We start from the raw sequence: 5199 nt of genomic DNA, 5'->3' as shown, positions 1-5199 counted from the left end.
ATCCCTAAAAAAACTAGAGATCTCTTTGAATTATTCTGTGTACCCTTCCCAAAGAAGCAGATCAAAAATTAGTAACTATGATCTGCGGAGGTTGGGTTCAACAGAGAAACTATTTATGTCTGGTGGCTAAATATCCCAACAGGTTTACAACAAGCATTGTTAGGATGAAAGCTCCGATAAAATAATAATCCATTGTCTAATCTCCTATCTTGAACCAAATTAACAGACTTAACATAGCAAAAGCGCAAATATACGAGATTTGCTCTTTCGTTAACGCCGGAGATACACAAGTAACAAAGAAATATCCGAATACACCTGCAAAACACTGCAGGATAAAAGGTCGGAATATACTTTCTTTATTGCTATTATCTGCCCCAAATTGGCTCTTCTGATCTAAATCTCTTAGGTTAATTTTAGGCTGTTTACACCCAGAATTAAAGCTATGAGTTCTATTTTTCTTCATATAGTCTCCTTAAAGGCTATATGAGCCCCATGGAGCTTCATATAGCCCCATGGGTCTAAAAACAAGGTGATCTGATGACCCCCAGGTATTTTCTGTTATTAAACGCCTTTTAACGTTAATCTTGTATAAGGACTACCGCTGCTACGGTACTTCTCCAAGATTTCTTCAGTGATTACCCCATCTCTGATCATGCCGTCCCAATTGACTGTGCCCTTTCTCATTGATTTTGTAACCATCCAATCATCAGTGTAGACACTTGTCTGATTGTCAGTTAACAGCAGTTGACCTAATCTGTTAACCACTTTCTGTCTCTCTTTCTTGAGTATATCCAGATTTGCAGATAACTCCTTATAGGTGTTTTCTGTATTTCTGTAAGCGTCAATCAGTTGAGACACTTCTGAAGGTAAAGTCTGTTCAGTAACCTGTACTTTATCGCCCTGTTCCGGCTCAACGGGAAGATTATTCAGCATAATCTCCTTAACCTTGAGAGCGATTTTCTTAAGTTCCTCCTGCACTTTGAGATTAGGCTTTATAGGAAAGATCCTAATGTTCTCAGTGCTAACCTCAGTTGCATCATTGCTATGGTGAAACACAATCATTGCTGCTTTTGCCTTAGTGACCATCAGTTGCCACTGCACCTGATAGTAGTAGCCATACTTTTTAGGTATGGGGGCTTTAAGACCTTTCTGCAGTAATTCATACCAATTCTTGTCGTATCGGGAGAATACATTCTTGATTTCAACAATCAAATCAGCCTTTTTACTGTAGCCATCGAGACTTGCCATGAAATATGGCTCGTCTAGTGACTCACAGCTAGGTTGAGGTAGGAACAACTCATCATCGGAAAGAAGTTGAGGGAATTTCTGTTCAATCAGACCTCTGATTTTCGGTTCTTTCAACTTACCTTCCTTGACCGGTGGGTAATTAGAAATGTCTTTCTGAATACCGACACCTCTTTTACTCTGCACGACAGAAAAAATACTGTCCTGTCCGGACATGATGTGTGCAACCTCAGTTGCGGTTATATGTCTTTTACGGACCTCTAACCACTCCTGAGAACTCTGCTCTAAATTGAGCTCTTTAAAATTTGCCATAATTGACTCCTTAAAAGCCAAAAAGGACAACAATCCCCGTATGGGGAGCATTGTCCCCATTGGGAATTGTTAAATAAAAAGATTACGCAGATAAAAACACATCAATCATAAATATCTACTGAATAGCCCGTAGAGGGCTACACCGATTAGATAAAGATCGATTGATGTAACAAAGCCATAAACAACGATTGGATAGGCAAAAGTTATTTACGGTTAGACAATAGAAGTCAGCTAAAGGGACAAGTTTCTTGTCCTAAATCTGACAGATGAACTTACGATTCTCGTGACGTGAGATATACGCTGGCAAAGCCAAGAATACCTTTACCAATTCCACATTGTGGAAATGCAGGAAAAGATTTGCGCAGAAACGCGGATTATGAATGAAGTTTATCTGAACAATAAAGATAAAACAGTTAATTTGGGGGAGATAATCTATCAAAAAACAATGAAAAAATTAAATTATATAAAGGGGGTGAACCTGACATAATCGCCATTGCTATAGGTGGATTCCGGAGAAACTAATATTTTTAACAGTTTTTCAAGAGAGATATGTCCTAATCTAAAGTTATGCAAACATGGAGAGAAAGCTCTGTCACAGAAAGAGCGTTTTCATACGTTCTGAGATCTATATTCTAAAAAACGCCTGTGAAGCAGATCAAAGATTTCTGCCCCTCAGAAAATTCTCAGATCACCCGCAGATCATTTAATCCGGGTAGAGCTCTATTCTGAAAGCCTTATTTCCACGATTACGGTTATACTCAAGGATTTCACGGGAGTAATCCTCCTTCTCTGCCTCCGATAATGCCCTGTCGCTTCTCTTCAGCCGCATGGTGCTTATGTAAGCGGCAAACCCGCCCTGGGTAAACTCCCCCTCCAGCTCCAGCACCGAGCCGTCCTTTAAATATACCAGCATTTCCGATGAGGTGCCGGTGATCTTCAGAACTTTCAAAAGCTACTCCTTTTTTTCTAAAATCCATGTAAGATAAAGCTTGTAAACAGGTTCAAACAGATGGTCAGTCTTTGAAACAAGGAATCTTCTGTTGTCCTCAGTATCTACCTCATATACAGAATATCCAAGACTTTTTAGTTCATTTACAAACTTTCTGATCTATAATAAAGACGAAGGGCGGAGATTTCTCCCCACCCTTTATCTACGGTTTTACCATACGGGCAGACACCAGCACAGTAAAACCAAAGTTAGAACAATTAGAAATATGAGTCTCATTCTGAGATCCTTTTCTTAATGTTTCACATTAAGCTCTACTGCTTAGGGTCACCGCGAATGACCCTAAGTTTATAGAGCCACCTTACGGCTAGACCGCATATCTATTATACCACTCAACAAGTTCAAATCAGCCACTTTTTAGTGGATTTTTTATTTATTCTCAATAAGTTAAGTCTATTTCAAATACAGAAAACAATGTTCTTAGAACATAAAATAATGCTTACGTTAAATCGAATTCTATAATTTGCTTTGCCTTCTTTAGAACCAACTAAAACAGTCACTCTTTATTGCTTGTATCCGTCTTTAGCTAAGAAAACGCTCATAATTGCTTGCTACTCTAGGCTTCAAGACGATTTTCTATGATTTATCTCATAAATTTATTAAAAATCGCTGTAAACCGCATGTATATCGTATAACTTAGTAAATGAGGGCTGTTCCTCGTTTAGGAGAAATCAAGAATGAATAAGACAGAATTAGTTGATGCAGTTGCAAAATCAACCGGTCTAACCAAGACAGATACAAAGAAAACCATTGATGCAGTATTTGAGCAGATCACCAAGTCTCTAAAGAAAGGCGATCCTGTTCAGTTAATTGGCTTTGGCTCTTTCAAAGTATCACAGCGTAAAGCACGTGAAGGCAGAAATCCACAGACAGGCGCAACCATTAAGATTCCTGCATGCAAAGTACCAGCATTCTCAGCAGGACAGTCATTAAAGGACGCAGTTAACAAAAAATAGAATTGTATAGAAAAATTTTTGTTAAGTTTTTAGCCTTCGTCCCAATCCGAAGGCTTTTTTTCTGTATTTCTCAAATCCTTAAGGTGCACACTAAAGATATTTCTTTAGCGCATCGGGATCTCTGAATACTTTCTCTAAGACATTCGCTAATACACTTGTATAGCTAGAGCTTAAAGCTTTAGCAGTATTTAATGTTTTTTGTGTCAGTCTTAATGAAACAGTCTGTTTCTTTTCCTGTTTTCTACGTTCAGCGATTATTCTCTGAAATTCCTTTATCTGCTTTTCAGATAATTCTGGAGAATCCTCGTCTGGAATATAAGGATAGTCCTTAGCCTTTTCCAGCATTTCTTTTTCTTCAGCAGTTAATGGCTTACTAGGCTCTAATTCGAACGTTTTTTTGCTCATAGTGCATCCTCTTTCTCTTGCGCATTGAGCGGATAATCTAAGTATAGAATACATTACGAAATTATTACAAAGTGCAATAAAAATGAACAAAAAAAATGCCCCGGATAACCGAGGCACATGGAGTAAAAAAATGGAATTGTAATTAAAAGGAGAGCATTCCCCTCTTCTTTTGATATAAAAATTTGTATCTGTATATAATGAGGCTGTTAATTATCACATACCACATCGGCAGAGCTTGTCTATCACGCTCTGCCATTTTTTTTATATAACATGCCGTAAAACCCACGATTTGAATCGTGGGATCTAAGGCATATCTTTTATTGCATGTAATCTGTAGTTATATAATATATTGTAATATGTAATGTTATGTGATAATATATAGTCATATAATTATTTCGGACTAGATTATGAACAAAGGCGTGGTTTTCAGAGCTTATCCAACCAAAGCACAGGCTGAGTTGATAAATAAGACTCTGGGTTGTTCACGTCTTATCTATAACAAAGGTCTTGCCTTCAGAAATGAGAGTTATGCAAAGGGGAAAAAGGTCGGATATAACCAGACTTCAGCTATGCTTACTTCAATGAAGAAAGAGAGAAAATACTCTTTTCTTAACGAAGTGGATTCTGTTGCTCTACAACAGTCTTTGAGAGATTTGGAGAACGCTTTTGTACGATTTTTTGAGAAGAAAGCAAAATATCCTGTCTTCAAAAGTAAACATTACTATCAGTTAAGTTACAGAACTCTTAATCAGAAGAACTCTATACGCATCGAAGGCAATAAAATCAGACTTCCAAAGCTCGGTTTTATAAGGATTAAACAGTCAGAAGATATTGAGCATATCAACAACGTTACAGTTAGAAGAAGTGCAACCGGTAAATACTATGTGGCACTGAACGTTGATTTTGCCCCCGTGAAAAAAGCCCGTAGTGACAAGTTCATCGGTATTGATGTTGGTATTAAGGACTTTCTATCTGACAGTAACGGTAACAAGATTGATAATCCTAAATTTCTTGAAAAATCTCAGAAGAAACTAAAACGGGAACAGAGAAAACTTTCAAGAAAGCAGAAAGGCTCAAATAACAGAAATAAACAGAGATTAAAGGTAGCAAGAGTACACGAGAAGATAGCAAATCAGCGTAATGACTTTATTCATAAACTCTCTACAAAGCTTATTAACGAATAGACAATATGAAACGACCTCCGCGAATGTAAATTCGTGGATTTACCGTGTAAACTGTAAATGTAAAAAAAACAGATACGGATTTACCGCATAC

General features: G+C 37.5%; 6 protein-coding genes. 2 read left to right on the top strand and 4 right to left on the bottom strand.

The window, feature by feature from the left end:
• Positions 1–196: 196 nt before the first annotated feature.
• The 3 genes from QZU45_RS10655 to QZU45_RS10645 form a co-directional block, all read right to left on the bottom strand.
• A complete protein-coding gene (locus QZU45_RS10655) occupies positions 197–463 on the bottom strand; it encodes a hypothetical protein (protein ID WP_295355136.1) in 267 nt (88 codons plus the stop codon).
• A gap of 98 nt (positions 464–561) precedes the next feature.
• Positions 562–1557, bottom strand: a complete 996-nt coding sequence (locus QZU45_RS10650) for a lambda-exonuclease family protein (protein WP_295355134.1) — start codon at positions 1555–1557, stop codon at positions 562–564.
• 703 nt (positions 1558–2260) lie between these two features.
• Positions 2261–2506, bottom strand: coding sequence for a hypothetical protein (locus QZU45_RS10645; RefSeq protein ID WP_295355132.1), 246 nt, complete (start codon positions 2504–2506; stop codon positions 2261–2263).
• Between the two features lie 734 nt (positions 2507–3240).
• Here QZU45_RS10645 and QZU45_RS10640 point away from each other — a divergent pair.
• A complete protein-coding gene (locus QZU45_RS10640) occupies positions 3241–3519 on the top strand; it encodes an HU family DNA-binding protein (protein WP_295355130.1) in 279 nt (92 codons plus the stop codon).
• A gap of 90 nt (positions 3520–3609) precedes the next feature.
• Here the strand turns inward: QZU45_RS10640 and QZU45_RS10635 are convergent, their stop codons facing one another.
• Positions 3610–3924, bottom strand: coding sequence for a hypothetical protein (locus tag QZU45_RS10635; RefSeq protein WP_295355128.1), 315 nt, complete (start codon positions 3922–3924; stop codon positions 3610–3612).
• 407 nt (positions 3925–4331) lie between these two features.
• Here QZU45_RS10635 and QZU45_RS10630 point away from each other — a divergent pair, with 407 nt between their 5' ends.
• Positions 4332–5108, top strand: coding sequence for a transposase (locus tag QZU45_RS10630; RefSeq protein WP_295355126.1), 777 nt, complete (start codon positions 4332–4334; stop codon positions 5106–5108).
• The last annotated feature ends 91 nt before the right edge of the window (positions 5109–5199 follow it).

Source organism: uncultured Succinivibrio sp. (assembly GCF_902756765.1).
Classification (GTDB): Bacteria; Pseudomonadota; Gammaproteobacteria; order Enterobacterales; family Succinivibrionaceae; genus Succinivibrio.
Note: the sequence above shows the minus strand (reverse complement) of the source record. Positions and strands in the feature narration are given on the sequence as shown.

What these genes read in the sequence shown, in the direction of transcription:
- QZU45_RS10655 (WP_295355136.1), bottom strand. Translation starts at nt 463, where the DNA reads ATGAAGAAAAATAGAACTCATAGCTTTAATTCTGGGTGTAAACAGCCT.
- QZU45_RS10650 (WP_295355134.1), bottom strand. Translation starts at nt 1,557, where the DNA reads ATGGCAAATTTTAAAGAGCTCAATTTAGAGCAGAGTTCTCAGGAGTGG.
- QZU45_RS10640 (WP_295355130.1), top strand. Translation starts at nt 3,241, where the DNA reads ATGAATAAGACAGAATTAGTTGATGCAGTTGCAAAATCAACCGGTCTA.
- QZU45_RS10635 (WP_295355128.1), bottom strand. Translation starts at nt 3,924, where the DNA reads ATGAGCAAAAAAACGTTCGAATTAGAGCCTAGTAAGCCATTAACTGCT.
- QZU45_RS10630 (WP_295355126.1), top strand. Translation starts at nt 4,332, where the DNA reads ATGAACAAAGGCGTGGTTTTCAGAGCTTATCCAACCAAAGCACAGGCT.